The 22,108-nt window shown below is 53.8% G+C and carries 20 protein-coding genes and 1 pseudogene; 14 read left to right on the forward strand and 7 right to left on the reverse strand.

The features are described from left to right. Nucleotides 1-16 precede the first annotated feature (16 nt). Both VLM75_05170 and VLM75_05175 read left to right on the forward strand, forming a co-directional pair. The gene (locus VLM75_05170) at nt 17-1,216 is read left to right on the forward strand and encodes a 6-phosphofructokinase (GenBank protein ID HSV96311.1); all 1,200 of its coding nucleotides are present in this window, start codon (nt 17-19) and stop codon (nt 1,214-1,216) included. Between the two features lie 47 nt (nt 1,217-1,263). Beyond that, nucleotides 1,264-1,737 carry a DUF4878 domain-containing protein gene (locus tag VLM75_05175; protein HSV96312.1) on the forward strand — a complete coding sequence of 158 codons (474 nt, stop codon included), beginning with the start codon at nt 1,264-1,266 and terminating at the stop codon, nt 1,735-1,737. 43 nt (nt 1,738-1,780) lie between these two features. On the opposite strand, the gene VLM75_05180 is transcribed toward VLM75_05175, so the two are convergent. After that, a complete protein-coding gene (locus VLM75_05180; protein ID HSV96313.1) occupies nt 1,781-2,326 on the reverse strand; it encodes a tetratricopeptide repeat protein in 546 nt (181 codons plus the stop codon). A 260-nt stretch (nt 2,327-2,586) separates the two neighbouring features. Here VLM75_05180 and VLM75_05185 point away from each other — a divergent pair, with 260 nt between their 5' ends. Next, the gene (locus VLM75_05185; GenBank protein HSV96314.1) at nt 2,587-3,984 is read left to right on the forward strand and encodes a peptidylprolyl isomerase; all 1,398 of its coding nucleotides are present in this window, start codon (nt 2,587-2,589) and stop codon (nt 3,982-3,984) included. Between the two features lie 8 nt (nt 3,985-3,992). Here VLM75_05185 and VLM75_05190 read toward each other — a convergent pair whose 3' ends face one another. Then, nucleotides 3,993-4,247, reverse strand: coding sequence for a hypothetical protein (locus tag VLM75_05190; protein HSV96315.1), 255 nt, complete (start codon nt 4,245-4,247; stop codon nt 3,993-3,995). A 316-nt stretch (nt 4,248-4,563) separates the two neighbouring features. On the opposite strand from VLM75_05190, the gene VLM75_05195 reads away from it, so the two are divergent. From VLM75_05195 to VLM75_05245, 11 genes and pseudogenes are all read left to right on the forward strand, one after another. Further along, nucleotides 4,564-4,824, forward strand: coding sequence for an AtpZ/AtpI family protein (locus VLM75_05195; protein ID HSV96316.1), 261 nt, complete (start codon nt 4,564-4,566; stop codon nt 4,822-4,824). A gap of 57 nt (nt 4,825-4,881) precedes the next feature. Further along, nucleotides 4,882-5,736 carry a F0F1 ATP synthase subunit A gene (gene atpB, locus VLM75_05200; protein ID HSV96317.1) on the forward strand — a complete coding sequence of 285 codons (855 nt, stop codon included), beginning with the start codon at nt 4,882-4,884 and terminating at the stop codon, nt 5,734-5,736. A gap of 98 nt (nt 5,737-5,834) precedes the next feature. After that, nucleotides 5,835-6,053, forward strand: a pseudogene (gene atpE / locus VLM75_05205) (ATP synthase F0 subunit C). A 99-nt stretch (nt 6,054-6,152) separates the two neighbouring features. Next, nucleotides 6,153-6,662 (forward strand): F0F1 ATP synthase subunit B, encoded by a 510-nt coding sequence (atpF, locus tag VLM75_05210; protein HSV96318.1) that lies wholly within the window; start codon nt 6,153-6,155, stop codon nt 6,660-6,662. Nucleotides 6,663-6,720: 58 nt separating this feature from the next. Next, a complete protein-coding gene (atpH, locus tag VLM75_05215; GenBank protein HSV96319.1) occupies nt 6,721-7,290 on the forward strand; it encodes an ATP synthase F1 subunit delta in 570 nt (189 codons plus the stop codon). Beyond that, nucleotides 7,280-8,806: a F0F1 ATP synthase subunit alpha gene (gene atpA, locus VLM75_05220; GenBank protein ID HSV96320.1), complete on the forward strand. Its 1,527-nt coding sequence runs from the start codon at nt 7,280-7,282 to the stop codon at nt 8,804-8,806. The genes atpH and atpA overlap by 11 nt, the downstream gene beginning before the upstream one ends. Before the next feature lie 37 nt (nt 8,807-8,843). Next, entirely contained in the window at nt 8,844-9,728 is an 885-nt protein-coding gene (gene atpG / locus VLM75_05225; protein ID HSV96321.1) for an ATP synthase F1 subunit gamma, read from the forward strand. Between the two features lie 48 nt (nt 9,729-9,776). Next, nucleotides 9,777-11,192 carry a F0F1 ATP synthase subunit beta gene (gene atpD / locus VLM75_05230; protein HSV96322.1) on the forward strand — a complete coding sequence of 472 codons (1,416 nt, stop codon included), beginning with the start codon at nt 9,777-9,779 and terminating at the stop codon, nt 11,190-11,192. A gap of 3 nt (nt 11,193-11,195) precedes the next feature. Beyond that, nucleotides 11,196-11,591, forward strand: coding sequence for an ATP synthase F1 subunit epsilon (gene atpC / locus VLM75_05235; protein HSV96323.1), 396 nt, complete (start codon nt 11,196-11,198; stop codon nt 11,589-11,591). A gap of 257 nt (nt 11,592-11,848) precedes the next feature. Continuing rightward, nucleotides 11,849-14,245, forward strand: coding sequence for a hypothetical protein (locus tag VLM75_05240; protein HSV96324.1), 2,397 nt, complete (start codon nt 11,849-11,851; stop codon nt 14,243-14,245). Nucleotide 14,246: 1 nt separating this feature from the next. Further along, complete coding sequence (locus tag VLM75_05245) at nt 14,247-16,334, forward strand: diguanylate cyclase (GenBank protein HSV96325.1); 2,088 nt, start codon at nt 14,247-14,249, stop codon at nt 16,332-16,334. Nucleotides 16,335-16,357: 23 nt separating this feature from the next. Here the strand turns inward: VLM75_05245 and VLM75_05250 are convergent, their stop codons facing one another. From VLM75_05250 to VLM75_05270, 5 genes are all read right to left on the reverse strand, one after another. Beyond that, nucleotides 16,358-17,284 carry a LysM peptidoglycan-binding domain-containing M23 family metallopeptidase gene (locus tag VLM75_05250; GenBank protein ID HSV96326.1) on the reverse strand — a complete coding sequence of 309 codons (927 nt, stop codon included), beginning with the start codon at nt 17,282-17,284 and terminating at the stop codon, nt 16,358-16,360. A gap of 148 nt (nt 17,285-17,432) precedes the next feature. Next, nucleotides 17,433-18,941: an HD domain-containing phosphohydrolase gene (locus tag VLM75_05255; protein ID HSV96327.1), complete on the reverse strand. Its 1,509-nt coding sequence runs from the start codon at nt 18,939-18,941 to the stop codon at nt 17,433-17,435. A 22-nt stretch (nt 18,942-18,963) separates the two neighbouring features. After that, nucleotides 18,964-19,374 (reverse strand): response regulator, encoded by a 411-nt coding sequence (locus VLM75_05260; protein ID HSV96328.1) that lies wholly within the window; start codon nt 19,372-19,374, stop codon nt 18,964-18,966. A gap of 30 nt (nt 19,375-19,404) precedes the next feature. Further along, entirely contained in the window at nt 19,405-19,656 is a 252-nt protein-coding gene (locus tag VLM75_05265) for an ATP-binding protein (GenBank protein HSV96329.1), read from the reverse strand. Nucleotides 19,657-19,869: 213 nt separating this feature from the next. Next, nucleotides 19,870-22,108 (reverse strand): CHASE domain-containing protein (locus tag VLM75_05270; protein ID HSV96330.1); only part of this gene is annotated, 2,239 nt, incomplete at its 5' end.

The following is a 22,108-nucleotide window of genomic DNA, read 5'->3' on the forward strand; positions in this document are numbered from 1 at the left end:
AAAACAGGGAGTAATCATGCAGTTCAAGCCAAAACACAGGAAGGTTGCGATACTCTTTTCGGGCGGCCCGGCCCCCAGCGCGAACACGGTGATATCGGCGACGACGCTCAATTTCCTCGACAACAATATTCCCGTAATCGGCGTCTTCCGGGGTTACGAGTTCCTTCAGGATTTCAACCTGCACAATCCGAAGCTTCGAAAGGGGGTCCACTACGAGGAGCTCGGTTACAATATCACGCAGGTGCGGAACGACCGCGGAATCTATCTCCGGACCTCGCGTGCCAACCCGGGGAAAAACATCAAGACGACCGAAGACGTCGATGATCCGGCAAAAAACGCCCAGTTGCGCAATATCCTCGACGCCTTCGAGTATCTCAATGTGGGGGCCCTGATCTCTATTGGCGGCGATGATACGCTTAAAACGGCGAACTACCTATCGATCATGGGTTTTCCGGTGATCCACATACCGAAGACGATAGACAACGATTATTACGGCATTCCGTGGACCTTCGGTTACTGGACGGCGGTTAACACGGCGCAGACCGCCATGCTCAATCTGAAAGCGGACGCGCAGGCGACCGACAGTTTTTTTCTGGTGGAGCTGATGGGCCGCAAGGCCGGCTGGGTCACCTACGCCGCGGGCATAGCCGCCGAGGCGATACTGATGATTGCGCTCGAAGACATAGAAGACGCCGTGCTCGACGTGGATGGGCTGGCCGAGCGGATAGCCGATACCATCATTGCGCGCGAGAACAACCGCAGGCCGTACGGCATCATCGCCATTTCCGAGGGGCTTGCGGACAAGCTCCCCGAGGATCTCCGCCCGCACGAGACCGACAAGCACGGCAATATCCTGTATCGCGAGGCGCAGATAGGGAAAATCCTTTCGGAAGCGACGAAACGGATTTACTGCGAAAAAACCGGACTCGAGGTGAAGATCATCCCGAAACAGATAGGCTATGAAACGAGGTCCGCGGCGCCGATAAGCTTCGATGTTGTGCTGGGGAGCATGCTCGGTTACGGGGCGTTCAAATTCTTTCGCCAGGATGAGTTCGGGGTGATGGTTTCGGTGACCGACAACTTTGACCTAAAGGCGGTACCCTTCGGGGAACTCATCGATCCCGTGACGCTTAAAACGCGTCTGCGCGACGTTCCGCGCGGCAGCGATTTCTATACACTGAAGGAAACCCTGTCATACCGGAAGTTCTGGGAGTAGGGGCGGTCGGAGTGTTTTGGCCGAATCTCGCAACAAGGAGGAGTGGCATGAGGAGGACTTTCATTTTTTTAGCGATCGCGACCCTGGGCGTGGCGCTGGCGTGCGGCGGCGGGAGGCCGAGCGACGTGCTCAAGGCCATGCAAAAGGTCTACTCTTCGGATAAATTCGATGACGCGAATAAATACTACACGAAGGGCACCGTCGAGTTGTTGAACGAATTGAACAAACTCAATCCCAAGTCGACCAAAGAAGAATCGCTGGCCGATAAGAAATTCGTGTCGGGTGCAAAGTGGAAAGTGATAGAGGAGAAGACTGACGGTGAATCGGCCCGGGTCAAGGTGCGCTACGTCGAGCACCCGGTGGAGAACATGAAGGGGTACGAGCATACCTATAAAATGAAAAAGGAAGACGGCGTCTGGAAGATCGACATGGAGGACGACCTGAAAGGTGCTCTTTCATTGATGAAGAACATGGGAGCCCTGTCCGGATTCGCGGAGAGGCTGAAAAAAGCGGCAAGATGACCGCGGGATACGAAGGCGGGGGCCGGTGCTCCCGGCCTTTACATCAGCATACCATGAGGCCGAGGTTGAGTATGATGTCGTCGCGGAGGTCAAGCGCCTGCGGGTTTTCCGGCTCGATTTTTAGAAGGTTGAGGCACGCGATATACGCCATGAACAGATCACCCGATTCATAGTAGAGATTGACAAGGTTGAAATGCGTTTCGGATATCACGGGGTCGATCTCGATGGCGCGTGAGTAAAAGTGGATGGCCAGATCGAATTCACCTTCCTCCCAGTAGACGCCGGCGAGATTAGCCAGTGTAACGGCGTCATCGGGGTATAATTCCGCCGCCTTCTCGAGGACGAGCCGGGACGCCTTTAACCTCCCGAGTTCGCAGAGAGAAATACCGAGGCCGTTTAATATATCGGGGTCCGAGCCGTTGATCCGGGCTCCCAGGCTGAAGAGCTGAAACGCCCGTTTAAAATCTCCCATCTCAACGTACCCGTATCCGAAGTCGATGAGGCTGTATGAGTCACGGTCGTATTCGCGCAATTCCTCGATAGTAAGGATTTTACGGATTCTTTCATTATATGTTTTAATGTCTTTCATGTCTGCGGGTATCAATTTTCCGTAATCGGCCGGCCGCGACGGTATCCGGCAAAACTATGCTTCCGGTGGAGAAAAATTGTCAATACAATTTATCGGCACGGAATGTGGGGTGGAATCTGTGCCTTTCGGTCGCGGCGCCGGGCGGTTCTGTCGCCGGCGCGCACCCGATTCGCCGGTTCAAAATCCTGTTGACAATCCCTGAAGCTAAATATATCACACGGATTAAGGTAAGAAAAAAACCCCCACGACAGGAGCAGGAAATGAATCGATCCATCATCGCGGTCATGCTGGTGCCGGTGCTGGCCATTGCCGCCTGTAAAAGCAAGAATGACGTCGTTGCAACCTATGACGGGGGGCGGATCACTCGCGGCGAATTTCATGAATGGATGGACATGAAACGCCTTTCAAGGGATACGATTCTGAAGTCTCCAAAACACCAGAAAAATAAGCTGGAGATGATGGCGCTTGAGCGCTTCGCCGTGGAGGAGGCGTTGAAGGAAGGCTTTGATAAAAACAAAGAATTCATTGCCTTTGCCGACATGGCGGCCGAATCGCAGTTTATGGAGTTACTTTACAACAGGGAAATTAAGGAGAAGGCCGTTTTCAAGGAGCCTGCGGTCCGGGTCAGGCAGATATTTATCCGGATAAAGGATTACAAGATAGCGGGGGGGAAGCGGCAGAAGCTGACCGAAGCGGAATTGAAGCGCGAGTCGGATATCGCCGTGTCACGCGCCGGCGAGATTATCGCAAGGCTTGGAAAAAAGGAAAAATTCGATGACCTCGCCAAACAGTATTCCGACGACTTCTCAAAGAAAAGCGGAGGCGATATAGGATTCATCGTCGCCGACATGATGCCGCCGGAATTTTCAAAGGCCGCCTTTTCGCTCGGGGAAGATGAATACACCAGGGAGCCGGTCGTAACGGGGGGAGGCGTATACATCCTGCAGGTTGTCGACCGGGAGGACCTGAGCGCGAAAAATATTGACAAGATCGTCAAGGACAAGATGCAGGCGGCCCGCCTGAAGAACAGGTTTTTCGCGAAGGCATCCAGGGAATACCTGGATGCGCTCTCGGCGGCCGGCGATGTCGAGCGCCATCTCGAGAAAGCGGTGGGGGGCAGGCCGTCTGACATGCTTTTCAAGGTGGGAGAAAAGGTGTTTACCGTGGCAGATCTTGACCGGAGAATTGCGTTATACACCGGAAGGCATGCGCATGGCAGGGCGGCTGCCCCGGTAACCCCGGACCTTAGAAAAAATGTCGCGGAAAATTATTTTAAGCTGGAGCTTTTACGGCGCACCGCCCTGCAGAAGGGTCTGGATAAAGATCCCGAATATATAAAAAAGGCCTCTCAGAGGAGGGACTCCATTCTTGCGCGCGAATACATTAAACATAAAGGGTCCGCCTCCGTTTCGATCACGGAGCGGGAAATGCGCGAGGAATATGACGCGAACAGGGGAGAGCGCTATTACAGCGTCGTTGACCGGGGCGGGAAGAGGGAGAAGGTGGTCGAGCCCTATCAGAAAGTGCGGGAAAGAATCAAAAGGGCTCTTGAGGGCAGGAGTCAGTCGGATGCCGTGCGTAAGTGGAAAGAAGAACTGCTCGGCAGTCGTAACTTTGCGGTAATTGAATCGAAGCTCGAAGGCGACAAGGAAAAGTAGGAAATATCTCAATTAATCGACCGCGAGGCGGGCAGCGTTTCCGTAAGCACGGGGCCGTGGCTCAACTCTCCGTCGATGGATATGGCCTCGAAGCGTTCCACCTCCAGGCCGAATTCCTGGGCCGAGTCGATATAGAACTGAAGGACGTTCTTCAGTCTCCTGATGGCCTCGCCGCGATCGACGCCGTAACAGTTAACGTCGAGCTCCGGGCAGCTTGCGATATACTCTTTTTCAACTTCCAACAACTTGATCGACAGTTTCATACTTGTTCTTCCTGAGGTCTGGTTGTATGGACGAGTTGGTTCGACGGGTTACCCTCCCGCCGCTTTGCACCGTTGGAATTAATATCGACAGGGGCGACGTGACGCATTAACGAAAATGCGGAAGCACCGGATGAGTCGCAGCCGGCGACGCGTTTAAGAGGCTGGTTCGAAATGAAGTTCATGTTCGCGATCTTTGATCGTATTATTTTTCATGTTCGAGGCACTTTTTTAAAAAAAACGGTTATATTTTGTTGACAAAAAAGAGTAGCGTGTTTGTATTGCAGTCAGTCGTGAAATCGAGCGGTTAGAGGGTGCATTGCCTGCCAAAGGCACAATAAGAGGCGTCCTGGCCTATTCAACCATAGGTTTGCAGCTTGCGGGGATGGTTCTTGTTTTCGTTTACGGTGGACACTGGCTGGATGAGCGCTATTCGACCTCCCCGGGATTCCTTGTAGTGGGGACGGTGTTGGGTCTTTCGATCGGGTTTTACAGTCTGATAAAAGAATTGGGTGCGATTGATAAACGGCTTAAGGGGCACAAGGAAGAAGAACAGGAAAAAGGACGCAAGTGGCTGTAAGCGGCGGTTTAGTCAAGGGATCTCATTGCTTAACATTTTTTCAAGGTGGGCTGGCTTATGATTCACTTACTGCACTCGATCAATTCATTCATAACATCCGGCGGTGGCGAAGACGAATCGATGTTCGACGTCGTGATGCATCACCTGACCGACTACACCATCACCACCGGCATTATCGGAAAATTTAACGAGCAGTTTTTAAGCACCAAGCTTTTTGGAATCTTCGATATGCGCATCACCCGCTGGGTCGTGATGCTGTGGGTTGCGGCGCTCGTTTGTCTCGTTGTATTCGTCCCCATCGCGCGCAAGATTAAAAACGCCAAATTCGGCTCGTCTTCCAAGTGGGTTAATCTATGGGAGGTGCTTGTCACCTTCGTTCACGACGAGATCGTCGAGCCCAATTTTGACCACCACTACGTGAAAAAGGCCATGCCGTATTTTCTGAGCATTTTCTTCTTTATTCTCTTCTGCAACCTTGGCGGGCTCATTCCCGGAATGTCGACCGCCACCGGTAATCTCGGAGTTACTGCGGGCCTCGCGACTCTCACGTTCGTCGGGATGATAGGCGTCGGAATGATCAAGCAGGGTCCGATCGGCTACTGGACGGGGCTCGTTCCCCGCGGAGTGCCGGCTTTCGTCGTTCCGCTCATGTTCCCGATAGAAATCATAGGGCTTTTCATCAAGCCGTTCGCGCTCACCATTCGTCTTTTCGCCAACATGACTGCGGGCCACGTTGTTATAATAATCTTCCTTTATCTTGTAGTGATGTTTCAGAGCTACTGGGTGGGAATCGGCTCGGTCGCCGGGTCCCTGATGATATATCTTCTGGAACTTCTGGTGGCCTTTATCCAGGCTTATATTTTTGCGACGCTTTCGGCGATGTTTATCGGATCGTCGATGCATGCGCACTGACGCGAGTGGATGCGTCTTTAATTGTGCTCTTAAATTTTATTCAATAAAATTTAATTAAATAAGCAACAACTTATATCACAAACACGAAGGAGGAGTTTATGGAATACTTGGGTCTTTCGTACCTCGGGGCGGGTTTTGGTGCTGGTCTTATCGTGTTCGGCGCTTCTCTTGGTATCGGCAAACTGGCCGCCGGTGCTCTCGAGGGGATGGCGCGTCAGCCTGAGCTTGCCGGCGACCTGAGAACGGCGATGATCATCGCGGCGGCTCTTATCGAAGGTTTCACCTTCTTCGCCCTGGTTGTAACCTTCATGCTGGCGACCAAGAATCCTATGATACAGCCGACTTCCGTCGAGAAGGCCCCGGCAACCGAAGAAGTGCGTAAGTAAAGGGTAAAATAAACTGACAGGTAGTTCATCATGGAAGTCCTGAAAGAAGGTTTGTTAAAAGTCGACCCCGGTCTTCTTCTATGGACGATCATAACCTTTCTGGTGCTTCTGCTTATTCTGTGGAAGGCCGCCTGGAAGCCGATCGTCGAGGCGCTTGACGCGCGCGCGGAAAAGGTGAGAGGCGATATCGAATCTGCGGAAAAGAATCGGCTCGAAACCGAAAGGCTCCTGTCCCAGCACAGGGATATGATGGGCAAGTCGAAGGAAGAGGCCGCTCAGATAATCGCCGAGGGCAGATCCGATGCCGAGGCCCTGAAGAACGGCATCCTCGAGAAAGCCAATGGCGAAGCCAAGGATGTGATCGAGCGGGCCAAGAGAGAGATTTCGATGGCCAAGGACAAGGCTCTTTCCGAGCTTAAATCCGAAGTGGTTGCGTTGTCCACGGAGATAGCGTCCAAGGTCATTGCTAAAAACCTCAATCCAGACGACCAGAAAGCTTTCATCGAAGAAGCTCTGACAAAAATAAGGACAGTTCAGTAATCCTGAACTGTCCTTATTGTACTCGGCGTAACAACTTTGCGAATGTATAGGTGATACAGTGGCTGCTAATGAAGTTGCGAGAGTGTACGCAAGCGCGTTGCTTGACATAGGGCAGGAGCGAAAAATTCTGTCGCAGCTTGAAGAGGAGCTGGGGTTCGTTGCGAAGCTTCTGGACGACGACAGGGACCTCGTATTGTTCTTCAATGCTCCGGGTGTGACCAAGGATTCCAAGAAAAGTTTCGTGGACAGGATATTCAAAGGCCAGCTGTCGGAGATCAGTATAAATTTTCTGAAGATATTGATAGATAATAATCGCCAGTTATCGATAAGGGATATACATCTGGCCCTGATCGAATTTATCGATAAGCTTAACAATCGGCAGAGGGTTCAGGTTGTGGCCAGTTTCGGTCTCGGCGCTGAGGTGACCAAAAAGATCAAGGACGCCCTGGAGAAGAAGTTCAGCAAGGAAATAATCATTGAGGAAGTTGTTGATGAGGCCATCATCGGCGGCATTGTCATAAAGATAGGCGATCTGGTTATAGATGGATCCCTGGCCAAGGATCTCAAAAATATAAAAGAGAAATTATTATCAAGCAAAGTCAGGAGCGAAGCGGCTTATGAAGATTAAAATAGAAGAAATCAAGTCAATCATCAAGAAAGAGATTGAAGGATATAAATCTGAGCTTGATGTCAGCGAGGTCGGCCGGGTAATCCAGGTCGGTGACGGTATCGCGCGTCTTTATGGCCTGGAGAACGCGATGGCCGGGGAAATGCTTGAGTTCCAGACCGGCGCATACGGACTGGTGTTCAACCTCGAAGAGGATTCCATCGGTGCGGTCGTGCTTGGCGATTATCTGACGATCGAGGAAGGCCACACGGTAAAGAGGCTCAATCGAGTGCTTGCCGTGCCGGCGGGCGATGAGTTGCTTGGAAGGGTTATCGACCCTCTCGGTATACCGATGGACAACAAGGGGCCGATTTCCACCAGTAAAATGCGGCCGGTCGAGTTTCTCGCTCCCGGTATTGCCGACCGGCAGCCGGTAAAGGTTCCGCTTCAGACCGGTATCAAGGCGATCGATTCCATGACCCCGATAGGTCGCGGACAGCGCGAGCTGATCATCGGTGACCGTAAAACGGGAAAGACGACCATAGCAATCGACACGATCATCAACCAGAAAGGCAAAAACTGCTATTGCGTATATGTCGCGATCGGCCAGAAGGCCTCCACCGTCGCGGCGGTTGTTGAGACGCTCGAAAAATACGGGGCGATGGATTATACGATCGTCGTGGCCGCGAACGCCTCCGATCCGGCGCCGCTCCAGTATATCGCTCCGTATGCGGGCTGTGCGATGGCCGAATATTTCATGTACGAAAAAGGCAAGGATACGCTCTGCATATACGACGACCTCTCAAAACAGGCAAACGCCTACCGGCAGCTCTCGCTGCTTCTTCGCCGTCCCCCGGGACGCGAGGCCTATCCCGGCGATATTTTCTACTGTCACTCGAGGCTTCTCGAGCGCGCGGCGAAGCTTTCTGACGACCGCGGCGGCGGATCGCTTACGGCTCTTCCGATCATCGAAACCCAGGAAGGTGAGGTGTCGGCCTATATCCCGACAAACGTCATTTCAATCACCGATGGACAGATATATCTTCAGCCCAGCCTTTTCGCCGGTGGAATCCGGCCCGCCGTCGATGTGGGTATTTCAGTTTCCCGTGTGGGCGGAAACGCGCAGATAAAGGCGATGAAAAGGTACGCCGGTTCGCTGCGACTGGATCTCGCGCAGTTCCGCGAGCTCGAGGCGTTCGCTCAGCTCGGAACCGAGCTCGACCAGGCCACGCAGAAACAGCTCGATCGTGGTCAGCGGCTCGTCGAGGTGCTCAAGCAGGGGCAGTACAACCCGATGGCCGTTGCCGAGCAGGTCGGCATCATTTACGCGGCAACACAGGGCTATCTGGACAAAATTCCCGTGGAGAAGGTGCGAGATTTTGAGGCCAGGTTCATAAAATTCCTGAACGAGGCGCACCCGGAGCTTCTGGACGAGATATATTCGACAGGCGAACTCAAGAGTGTCGAGAAGTACGGCAAGGTCTGCGCAGATTTCGCCGAAAGCTATCTGTCCGGCGTGCACGCGGACGTCCGGTAGAATGCGTTAACGATATTTCAGACAAGGGTAACTGACTGTGGCGACACAAAGGGAAATAAGAAAGCGCATCAAATCGGTGGCGAGCACCCGTAAGATCACCAAGACGATGGAAATGGTGTCCACCGCCAAGATGAAAAAGATGCAGACCCGTCTGCAGATGTCGAAGCCCTATTCCGAGAAAATCGACAGGATCATTGCACGTCTGCGCGAGTCCGGTGTGGACGATGTAGCGGATCCCCTCCTCCTGGAGCGGGCCGATCCGAAGAGGATTCTCGTTCTCATGGTTACCGGAAACAGGGGTCTCTGCGGTGGTTACAACACAAATGTCATCGACAACACGCTGAATTTTAAAAACAGGCTCGTGGTCGAGGAAGGGAAGGAAGTGCTGCTGTACGTCCTCGGCAAGAAAGGAAGCAGTTTTCTCAAATTCCTTAAAGAACCCGTATACAAGGTCGTCCAGAACCTTGAGGACAAACTTACTTTCAACGACGCCTCGGTCATCGGGTCGGAGTTGATCAGCCTGTTTCTGAACGGGGAGGTCGACGAGGTATACCTTTCATCGACAAAGGTGGTTTCAACCTCTTCCCAGAAACCGGCGATACAGAGGATACTTCCTGTTACACCGGACCGCACGGAGGTGGAACAGAGCGCTTCGGAATTTCATACGCAGTATATTTTCGAGCCGAGCCCCTATAAGATATTTTCGTCGCTTTTGCCATTGTATATAAAAGTGAAGGTTTACTCGAGCCTGCTGGAGTCCGGTTACTCCGAGCAGTTCGCGCGGCGCGTGGCGATGAAGAACGCAACCGACGCGGCGACCGAGATGGTGCGCGAGCTGACCATCCGATACAACAGGGTGCGCCAGGCAAAGATTACCAACGAGATCGCCGAAATCGTGGGCGGCGCCGCGGCGCTCGAATAGAACGTACGACGCACGCAGGGTCATCATCTTTAATTAAAGGAGTTCATTATGAGTCAGAATGTTGGCAAAGTGGTTCAGGTGATTGGTTCGACTCTGGATGTCGAGTTCCAGGAAGGACATTTGCCGGAAATTTATAATGCCCTTACCATAGACACCGAAGTCATGGGCGAAAAGATGCACCTCGTCTGCGAAGTGCAGCAACACCTCGGCGGTAACAGGGTGCGCGCGGTCGGACTTGCGGCCACCGACGGGATCCGAAGGGGCGACATTGTTATCGATACCGGGGCCCCCATTTCGGTACCGGTCGGCGAAGAAACGCTCGGACGTGTTTTCAACCTGCTGGGTGAGCCGGTTGACAAAAAGGGTCCGATCAAAGTAAAGGAGCGCCGTCCCATCCACCAACCGCCCCCAAAGTTCGACCAGTTGGAGCCGAAGTCGGAGATTTTCGAAACCGGGATCAAGGTTATCGACCTCCTCGAGCCATATATCAAAGGCGGTAAAACCGGTCTATTCGGTGGTGCGGGTGTCGGAAAGACGGTTGTTATCATGGAGCTCATAAACAACGTGGCCCAGCAGCATGGCGGTTATTCGGTTTTCGCGGGCGTGGGCGAAAGGACCCGCGAGGGCAACGACCTCTGGCTCGAGATGCAGGAATCGGGCGTTATAAACAAGGCATGCCTCGTATACGGGCAGATGAACGAGCCCCCCGGGGCGCGTCTCAGGGTTGCGCTTTCGGCGCTGACGATGTGCGAATACTTCCGTGACCTTTCGGGTAGGGATGTTCTCCTTTTCATCGACAATATATTCCGCTTCTCGCAGGCCGGTTCCGAAGTGTCCGCTCTTTTAGGACGTATGCCTTCGGCCGTGGGATATCAGCCGACCCTCGCCACGGAGATGGGCGCACTTCAGGAGCGCATCACATCTACAAAGAACGGTTCTATCACGTCCGTACAGGCCATTTATGTCCCCGCCGATGACCTTACCGACCCGGCACCGGCCACGGCATTTACACACCTTGACGCTCAGACCGTGCTTTCCCGTCAGATCGCTGAAAAGGGGATCTATCCTGCGGTTGATCCGCTCGAGTCCTCCTCGCGCCTGCTCGCCGCCGACCTGATAGGTGAAGAGCATTATGGTGTGGCTATGGAAGTTAAGCGAATACTCCAGCGCTATAAGGACCTTCAGGATATCATCGCGATTCTCGGAATGGACGAGCTCTCCGAGGAGGACAAACTGCTGGTGCAGCGCGCACGAAAAATAGAGCGCTTCCTTTCGCAGCCGTTTTTCGTCGCCGAGCAGTTTACCGGCATGGCCGGAAAATTCGTTAAGCTTGAAGAGACGGTCAAGAGCTTCAAGGCCCTTATAGGGGGCGAATACGACCATCTCCCCGAGCAGGCTTTCTACATGGTCGGCGGTATCGAAGAAGCGGTAGAAAAAGCGAAGAAACTCCAGTCCGGGAAGTAAGCCATGAGCATGAAATTACAGTGCACCATCCTTATGCCCGACAGGATCCTTTACGAGGGCGATGTACATTTCGCCGTCGTTCAGGCGTACGACGGCGAGACCGGTTTCCTGTACAACCACGCTCCCTTCGTATCCGAGTTGGGTACCGGCGAGGTCCGGCTTCGGATCGGCGAGCTGACGGAGTTTTTTATGATTGAGGGCGGGTTCGTTGAAATCAATGACAACAAGCTCGTTATCCTCGCCGAGAATGCCTATACCAAGGCGGACTTGATCAAGGACGAGATTGAAAGGGAGATGGCCGCAGTCCAGGCGAAGGAACCCAAAGACTACAAGGAGGGCCTGCTGGTCAGGTTAGAACTCACCAAGCTGAAGGCCAGGCTGAAAGTGGCATCACGCTGAATAAAACAGCCGAATAAGAGAAAAAGGATGTCAGGAAATGACATCCTTTTTTATTTGAGGCGCATATCCAATTTCTGCAGAAAAAAACTCTCGAAAAAACCGATAGTATAGCTGAGGATGCGATATCCATGCGCGTACGGACGGTTGTAGCTTGACGGCCGCGTATTTGACGAAAGTCGTTGAATTCCTTATGGAATGCTGATAGAAACAATCAGGGGTCTTTCGCGCCCTGCGATTGTTCGAACCGGGAAAGCGGCATGATGCAGAAAAGCAAAGATAATACCAAACACGGGCCTGTTCCCGACGAACTCCATCTCGAAGAGGTCGCGGATATACCTGAAAAGGTAAGTATCGAAAGGAGCATAGAGGGTGATGGTGCGCCGGAAACGGCCGCGTTCCCGGACCACGATTTTGAGGGCGGGGAAGAGCTGGGAGGCATTAAATTGAATGTCACGGAATCCAGGCCCGTGATTGATGATTTTGCAGTCGCTGATAAAAATGGCCCCCGGAGGGCGACCTCAGGAGTTCAGGACATCAGTTCGCTCGCGTCCGAGGTCGATATCCTTACGCGGGTATCGAAGTCGGATGGCAGGCCTGTCGTTGTAAAGAGGGAAGTGACGGCGGCTTCGGCTGATGGTATACGGCTTAAACCAGTGGCTGAATCCCCGAAGAAATCCGTGGTCACCGCGGGGAAGAAGGATATCAGCGAAAGTAATACCAACGAAATAATCATTAATGAAGATGATGATATAGATATAGATTATTACTCTCTCGAAGAGCTTGAGGGGACCTCCTCCGCCGGCATGATGGACATGCCCGAAACGGCTTTCGTTTCGGAAGTTGAAGAGCCGGCACACAAAAAGACGGATGCCGGTGGATTTCCGGAAGTCGCGACCACCGCCGGAGAGGAGGAAGAGCCCTATGCCCGCGTTGAAAAAGATACCCTTACCTTCGAGATTCCTGATGACGTAAGGGGAAAAACTGCGGACGAACTTGAGCTCGGCGATTGGGAGGCGATTGATCTAAACGAGGCCGAAAAAATCGCGAATGAGGATATCCTCTTTCTCCGTGAAGAGGATCTTATCGAAGAGCTGGAAGAATTTGATCTGGTGCCGGTCCCAGCAGAGCCGGTGAAGAAGAAAAAAGCGCCGAAAGCGGGGGCGCCTTCGCCGTCCTCTCCCGATAAAAAGGCGGCGATTGCCGGGAAGGACCCGGAAAAAACAATGGATCATGAAGCGGAGAAGTCTAAGACCAGCGTGGTCGTTCCAGCGATGGATAGCCCTTCCCCGGTGGAAAAGAAACCAGTCGCCGACGCCCCCAAGTTTATCCCCGAGATCGAAGTGGGAGGAATAGTCCTCGAGCCAAAAGTTGAGGAAAAAAAGTACGAGACCGAAAAGCGCGACTGGAAAAAAGTATCGCCGACAGAGTCTGATGTCCTGAAGCCCGGGCCGATTGCCGGGGGGGGGCCGGGTGCCGATGAATCCATCGGCCGTGCCGGCATCGAGGCCACGGTTAAAAAGGATGCCGGAGGCGAAATCCACGCGATCGATATCGACGAAGAGGGCGAGGTCGTCACCGTAAAACTCGATGAATCCGCCCGTTCGGGGGAAATTACCCACCCTCACGTAAAGGACCGCATAAAGGAGTATGCACCGCCTGCGGAGCCATCGCTTCCCGGGCCAGCGCCCCGTATAGCCGCGACCATTACGAGGGAAAGCATCCCGGAAGAACTTTTACGGGCCGAATCTCCCGGGGATGGGGCGGTATTCATCGACGACGAGCTGGTTGATAAAAAGCGGGCCGAGAAAACCTCAATTTTTGAAGTGAGCGACTTTGAGAGAATAACATCGGAAATAGTCGAGATCATTGAAGGGGAGGCCAAACTACTCGTCGAAGCGGACGTGTCCAACGACCGGGACAGGATCGCCAGTGTAATGAAGGGGCAGACGCCGGCGTTTGAGGATCTTCTCATCGACATCGAAGGAGAGTACTCATTTAAAGATGATGAGATTGATGTTATCGATAATGCGTTCGCCGCGGAAGATTACGCCAGGTATATAGGGGCGATAGATGAGTTCTCCGAAAGCGGTGCGGGAAAGTCGATCTCTTCCGCGGTTGAGCTTCTGGGGCTGGACTTCGGAGAGCTTGGCTCAATTGAACAGATCAGCTTTTTAAAGGAATACGAGAAAATCGATATAGACGGAATCCTGGCCGCGGCGAGGGTGGGCATGGACCAGCCCGCGGGGGACCTTGATATCCTTAAAAGATGTGCGTATATTGTTTCGAAGAAGAACAGTATCCTCGAGGAGGAGCGGAAAAGCATCGAGGAGGATGTTACCGCAGGAAGCGCGATTGTACTGGAAGAGTCGGTGGATGAGCTTCGTAGTCGGCTCGATGATATACGGGTCAGGCGCCGCGTATCTCCGAAAGAGGGTATTCAGGATATCAGCGAAAGCGTTATCATCATCGATAATGGCAGGGACATCGAGCGGTTTGTCGAATCGATGCCCGAAGGCAAGAGGGACATTATGCGGAAATTGCTAAAGTACCTCGACGGGCTCTTCGAGAAGCTGCCCGAGGATGTCATTGAAAAATTTGCCAAGTCTGAATACTTCGACCTGTATTCGAAGGTCATGAACGATCTCGGTGTATGACATGGGACTCCTGGAAAAAGCGCTCGAGTATAAGAGGGAAATGAACAGCAAGGGGCGGGACACCCTGATCGATCGAATACAGGGGCCGGCGGAAACCGATTTTTTGCCGGACGAGCCTGTAATGGCAAGGAACGTCGGAAAAGAAACGGCCGCATCACGGCTTGAGACCGATATGTTCGAGCTTAAGGATGAGGACCTGTTTGAGCTTCCCTCGGACGACGGAGAGCATGGTTCAAAGGATGCCTTCCGGCCGGAAGACGAACAGGCGAAACCGGCGATGGATTCATTTGGCGATGAGTTCAGCATTGATGAGGGGCCGGAGAGGGCGGCGCCTCCGGCCGACGGGCCCTGGGCGGGGGCCATCCCCGATCCGCTGGGCCCGGAAGATATCCCTCCTTCCCTTAAAGTCGATGTCGACGGAAGGATTCCACCGTCGGTCACGGAATCGATTCCGCCGGCCGAAAAAAACGCCGCCGGCGTGCAGCCCGTGGAAGCAAAGGGGTACGAAGAGGAGCCCTTCGTAAATTATGGCGAAGATGAAAAAGTTTCAAACGAAGGTGGCGACCCGGTACTTCGCGGGAAGGGCCTGATGGCGGAAATCGAGGAGCGAGTGGACAGGGCGCCGCGCCAGGACAAGCGTTTTCATGATTTTATGGTGTTATACGAGATAGGGAAGGAGATTGTAAAGGCGGAGACCCGTTCGGAACTGTATGACGTTGTTCTCTTCTCCATAATGGGGCAGATCGGCGTTTCGTCCTCGTCTATACTCATACCCGATCCGGCCGACACCAAGCGATGGATCATCGCGGATTCGAGGGGGATTTCAATTAAAAATCCCACCATGCTTTTTGACAGCTCCGCGGGAATTCTGGGGAATATCTTCAAGCGGCGTGAGATTATTGACCTGGATAATTACAAGACCTCAACAGGGTTCGCCGACGAGTATTTCAAATTCGTGTCGATTGATGCGAGGCTTTTATCTCCTCTATCGTATGATCATAAAATTTTTGGAGCCGTTGCGCTGGGCGAAAAAATCACGATCGGAGATTATACTGACGCCGAAAAGGATTTTATCCTTTCAATCAGCGAGATAGCAGCCGTGGCGCTTGGAAGAATAAACGCGATCGAGTCGAACAGGATGGAGGCGAAGCGGTATAGATCGGAAGCGGCGCTGTGGGCAAAGCTCGACGCCCTGCAGTCGGATATGCTCTCCAGGGCGGACCTGAAAGCCGCGGGGGAAGTAACCCGTGCGAAGATGGTGGAGGCCGGCGTCGAAAGCTTCGCAGTATTTCTAAAAAGCGAAAAGGAAAAGGCGTATATTCCCGTTATCGTGGATTCGGGAGATTCGCTGGGGCTTTCAGATACATCCTTCCGTATCGCGATGGATCATCCTCTGGCGGCAAGGATGCGCGAGGAAAAGAGGGCCTTGCGAATGGAGGATGTCTCTCCTTTCGATTCGGTTCAATCGGCTTTTACCGAATCGCAACTGCGCCGGATGAACGTATTCTACGCTGACCCTCACTGTGTCGGGTCCGATCTTAAGGGTTTTACGGCGGTATTCCGTCTTTCTGACCCGGCAGACTCGAAAAACGCGGGAAGGTTTCTTGAGAGGTTCTCGAGGGTTATCATTTCGGGAATCCTGGAAATTAAAGAAGCGGATGCCGCCAGTGGGAGGTTCGTCGACCTTGTGGAGCCGTCTCTGCGGCGGATAAACTCGGCGTTTGAACACGCGAAAACCGTGGGCATACCCATCACCCTTGTTCATTTTTCTATTAAGAACTTAAAGAGATATTACAGCCTTTATGGAGCCACCGAAGTCGGGGAGCTGCTATCGCGCTGTGAACAGGTGATTGCGGCGCGCCTCTCCGATTCCGATTTCGCGGTGCGCCTGGACAGGAACAAGTTCATTCTGGTTTTGCCTGGTAAAAACAAGAAGTTCGCGATTCCCCTTGCGAACAGTGTGCGGAATGAAATCGCCCAGTCGTTTAAAAAGAAAGAAATGCAGCTGCTGCTGGTGTACCTGACCGCCGAGTTCCCCGAGGACGGTGACGATCTTTATACTCTTCTTGACAGTATCGAGTCCGCCTGATCCCATAATTCGAACGGCGCGATTTATCTGAAAAGAACTCCGGGATTGACCGCGGTCCCGCCTTTTCGTACTTCGAAATGCAGATGGGGTCCCGTGGTCCGGCCGGTGTTTCCCGAAAGAGCTATGGGGTTTCGCATGTTGACCGAGTCCCCGTTTTTTACGAGTATCCTGCTTAGATGTCCATAATAGGTGTAATAATCGTGCGCATGCTGCAGAATGACCAGCAGCCCGTAGCCGCCCTGATATCCGGTAAAGACGACTTTTCCATCGCGCGCGGCATGCACCCGTGAGCCGCTGGGGCAGCCAATATCGATTCCCCTGTGGAATTGCATGGTGTCGCCGAATGGGTCTTTACGTGAGCCGAAGCCGGAGGTGGTTGTGCCGATATGCAGCGGATGGGTAAAGCCGGTTCCCAGGAACATCGAGCGTTCAATCCCGGATACCGAGGCGCAGGGAATAAAAATGTAACGGCCCCGGTTGGTCAGCCCGGTGTTGACTTTTTCAATATATTTTTCATCTATCCGGAATGCCGCAGCGGCGTTGGCGGCGGTTTCGCCGTCTTTAAGCCGATAGATTATTCCACGCATATTCGGGATATAGATATCCCTGCCGGTTTCGATCTGCCCGGGTGATGAAAAGGAGTTTACCGTCATGAGCGTGTCGATGTTCTGGGATGTTCGCGCGAGAATTGTCCAGAAAGTGTCGCCCTTCTTCACCCTGTAGCGGTAGAAATTGAGCGGGGGAAGTGACTCCGGATCGCGCCCGCTCTTTACTACGAAGATTGCGAGGCGAATCTCATCGCGCAGCGACTTGATCGTCTCGCCTCCGAAATCCAGTGAATCAATGGTTTTGATACGGGGCGACGCCGTGGCGCCTGCGTACAATCCGATAATGGCCGGAACAAAGACCGCCAGAACCAGCAGTCGTTTTTTTATGGAATATCGAGGCATGAATGTTTGTAATACGCCAAATTTGGATTCATTCTCTTTAATTATCGGCTGAAAAAGGATGGCCCGAAAGAAAAATAAGCAATCGCATAACCGTGGAAAAACCGGATAGTGAGGCTTCCGTTTTTTTCCTCCGGTCCTTAGTCCATTATCATTCGAGCCTCCCGTATATTTCTTCGAACTCTCCCGCGACGTCCCTGAATGCCGACAGAACTTGGGGATCGAAGTGCGCCGGGACCGTGCGGCCATCGCCCTCGAAAATGATACGGCAGGCCGTTTCGTGGTCGAAGGCCGGCTTGTAGACGCGCTTCGCGCGCAGGGCGTCGTACTGGTCGACTATTGCGATGATGCGCCCCGCCATGGGAATGGACTCCCCTTTCAGGCCGCGCGGATAGCCGCTCCCGTCCCATTTCTCGTGATGCATTAGTGCGACCTCGGCCCCAAGAGCAAGCCGTTCATGCCCTCCGATGATGTGCGCTCCCAGGATGGTGTGTTTTTTCATCATGTCGAGTTCTTCATCGGTGAGCTTTCCCGGTTTTTTGAGTGTTTCGGCCGGTATGTGAACCTTTCCCACGTCATGGAGCTGGGCCTGTGTCCGGAGGTCGTCGCAAAAGGCGTCCGCCATGCCGAGCCTCCGGGCGAGCGCGGCCGCGTACTCGCCCATCCGGACTATGTGGTTTCCCGTGTCCTCATCGTTCGCCTCGGCGGCCCGCGCGAGCGCGCCAACGGTATAGGCGAAGGCCGCCTCGTTCTCGTGGATACGCTGGGAGATCTCCCGCATAAACAGGCACTGCGCGGCCAGGTGGTTCACGAGCATGGTGTCGTAGAGGTTAATGTCTTTCTGGTAGTTGCACATGGCCATGCAGAACCGGTCCGATGATTGGATTACCATGTTCCTGGCCACGATGCCGTGCTCGTGGAGCGCCCTGGCGATGAACGGATGGCGACCGTCGTCGTCCGGGACTTTCGAGATTGAAAGGGGCGGACCGTCGCCGCAATGCCCGCTTACGAACGAATCAATGAGCACCGGGCGCGAATGGAGCGCACCGTCTTTCACGGACCGCAGCCTCCAGGACCAGGCGCCTTCGTGGGACCGCATGCCGGTGAGGACCGCCTCGGGAGCGCCGTCATCGCCCGCAAGGCCGCGCACATTGCTCTCGACAATCCGGTCCATCCAGCGGTCAAAATCGAAAATGGCCGGCTGGAAGTCCTTCATGAGACTCAAACTAAGCTCCGTGACCACGGCGATATGGTTATACGATGCCTGGAGATCCTCGTCGAGCTCGCGCATTTTCAACAGCATGCGGACGCGCGCCAGCACCTCCTCGCGGTCGAAGGGCTTGGTGATGAAGTCGTCGGCCCCCGCCTCGATGCCCCGAATGCGGTCTTTCTTCGACGAAAGCGCGGTAATGAGCAGCACCGGGAGGGTGCGGTATAGCTCGTGTTCTTTTATTTTGGCGCATGCCTCGAAACCGTTCATTTCGGGCATCATGACGTCGAGGAGGACCAGGCTGACGCGGGAATCGGCAATGCGCACCAGGGCCTCGATGCCGTTTGCCGCCATGACGACCTCGTAGCCTCGCGGCTCCAGTATCGCTTTGAGCAATTCCCGGTTCTGCGGTTCGTCGTCGACGCAGAGTATTCGTTTTGTCTTTGTCACCGGCTAACCTCCGCCTGTCGTATTAATCGTCTTTGACATTATAGACCTCCCGGCCCCCCCCGAGGGGGGGGGCGAGAAGCCGCTCGATTATCCGGGGCAGTTCCCTTGTATCGAACGGCTTGGAAATGTATTCATCGGCGCCGGACGCCATCACCTTTCGCCGATCGACCGCCATGGCGAAGGAAGTGACCGCCACTATGTTGATGTGCGCGGTGCGCGGATCGTTTTTAATCAGTTCTATCGCTTTAAATCCGTTCATGACGGGCATCTGCATATCCATGAGGATGATGTCGGGAAGGCGCTCGGCGGCGGTCCGCACGCCCTCTTCGCCGTTGACCGCCTCGATTACCTCGTACCCCCGGTGCGTGAGTATGTCGCGCAACAGGGCGCGGTTTGCTTCGTTGTCCTCGACTACGAGCACTGTCCGGGCCATTATTGTACCTCCATATTCATTATAGCTTAATCATCTCATCTTTTCATTCCATTTCTCTTGCGCCGCCCCCTCGGCTGCTGTTGAAATGATTAAACCGCTTCCCTTGCCCTGTTCGCTTCGGGCTCGCACTGTCCCGCCGTGCAGTTCCACGAGGCGCTTCACCAGCCCCACGCCGGCCCCGGAGGTCTTTTTCGCATAGGGGGAATCGAGCCGGCCCACCGACGCGAAGAGCCCTGGCGGGCACTCCGCGCGAATGCCGGGCACCGTGTCACTCACTTCCATCTCGAGGCGCCCGCCCCCTCAAGCGGCCACGACGCGCGAGGGAGCCTCGACCGCGCTCGCGAGCAGTATCCCCTTTATCGCGGCCTTTTGCTGAAACTCCAAGACCGCCGGCACGATCAGGTCCTTTACGCTCACGCTCGTGCGGTCTGATACGGCGTGCGCGGAACTTTTATCTTTGGGCAAGATGATAGTTAAGAAGCAAGTATGGTATTTTTAACCCCCCTCCGGGGGCCGCACCGGTATTGTCACGTAAAACCGGCTTCCCTTCCCCGGTTCGCTCGCTGCCCACGCGCGCCCTCCGTGCATTTCAGTGTACATCTTCACCAGGGCGAGCCCCAGTCCGGTGCCCTCGTATTTTTTTTCGTACGCTCCCTGGATCTGGGTGAAGCGCGTGAAAAGTATTTTCATATGCTCCGGGGTGATTCCTATACCCGTGTCCGCGATGCTGATTTCAATAAAGTCTCCGGTACGCTTACATGCGACGCGGATATCCCCCCCGTCAGGGGTGAACTTGACGGCGTTCGAGAGGAGATTGTAAAGTATCTGCTTGAGTTTGCGCTCGTCGGCCATTATGTTAATATCCGCCTCGGGCGCGACCCCGACAGTGAGGGAGATCGCGCGCTTGATCGCCTTTCCTTTTACCATCGAAAGAGAGCCTTCAAGCAGGGCGCGCACTTCGACGTCCCCGTATTCCATTTCCATCTTTCCGGATTCGACCTTGGATAGGTCGAGAATGTCGTTGATGAGGGAAAGCAGATGCCGTGATGATTTTTCCACATAGCCCAGATGCTCCCGTTGTTTATCATTGAGGCCGCCGAACATCTCGTCCTGGAGCACCTCGGCGAAACCGAGGATGGAATTCAGCGGCGTGCGCAGTTCGTGGCTCATGTTCGAGAGGAAGTCGGACTTGGCCCTGCTGGTCTGCTCGGCCGTCATTCTGGCGAGCCTGTCCTCCTCGGCCTGTTTGCGTTCGGTGATGTCGATGCCATAAACCGCGAGTTTTACGACTTTCCCCTGGTTATCGCAAATGGGATGGATATGGTTGTCGATGAACCTGCCGAATCTCTCGTCCTCGAACCTGAGCGGATTTCCCGAGCGGATAACCTCGGCGATACGAATCCTCCTTACGTCGGACACATCTTCAGGAAAAAAATGATATACGCATGCCCCGACCGCCTCGTTGGGGTTTATGCCGACGCGGCGGGCAAAGGTTTCATTCAGATCGAGGAGTATCCCGTCGGTATCGATTAAAAATATCGATTCGGGATTTGAATTCATGAGTAATCGAACCGTATCTGTCATTTCTTCGGCAATCGCCTGCGCCTTTCTCCGCATCCGCTCCTGCGACCTGATTAGAAAGAACAGTAGAAAGCTGATACTAAGCCCGATAAAAAATATTACTTCGGTAATATATCGATCATGCGCGACGTCAAAGGCGCGCAAAGATGAACAATGGATGGTCCACTTTTGCCCGTAGATGTCCAGAATAATATTTCTTGAATATCGGGGATGCCGGCCATTGTGCTGAATATTGCTGTTTGCGCTGCTGTCATATATCAGGGCGTTCGCGGATGTCAGAGTCCCGTCATAAATATGCAGTTTAACATAATCATAATGCGATTCGCCCATGATCCCGAGCATGAAGTCTTTCACTCTGAACTGACTGAAAACATACCCGAGCAGGGCAGCCCTTCTTTCCTGTATTGTAGCGGTTGGCTTGCCTTTTTTATAAACAGGAACATACATAAGAAATCCGGATTGAATATCTTTCTCTGTTTCCTGTACGAGTTTGACCGCGCCCGTCAAGGTGGTGCGGCCGCTATCCCGGGCGTCCTCCATTGCGGCGCGGCGCACGGGTTCGCTGAACATATCGAATCCGAAGGCGCTTCGGTTGCGGGCGTCAAAGGGCTCGATGTAAATAATCGAGGTGTATACCTCGCGCGCGCCTTCAGGGCGCACAGTATAGTCGTGAAATCCCTCCGCCCTGATTTGCGCGATATGGGATTGCAGTTCGAACGGCCGTATGAGCTTCGCAAACCCGAACCCCCGTATACCGGGAAAGATTTCCGTGATCCTGACGTTTTTGGTGTAGTCGTGCCACTGTTGACGGGTGACCTCCGCGCTCGCGGCGAACAGGGCGCCGCCGCCGCGAAGTATTGTCCTGTACGCGTGCATTCTGTTTTCGATATTATGTGCGATCTCATTAGCCAGCATGGCGAACCTTGCTTCGGTCTTGGCGTGCATATAATTTGAGGAATAATGCCCGAGCATGGCCGTACACGGGAGGCCTATCATCAGCACGAAATAGGGAAAAAGTTTTCTATTGAAGCGCGGCGTGTTTTTAGTCAGGGCAAAGGTCACCACGGCGCCCGCCGCGCGGGAGATGCCCGCGATGAATTCTTTAACAAACGCGCCGATTGACTTCATTTTCTTTATACCATGCTCGCCGTTG

Source organism: Spirochaetota bacterium (genome assembly GCA_035477215.1).
GTDB lineage: Bacteria > Spirochaetota > UBA4802 > UBA4802 > UBA5368 > MVZN01.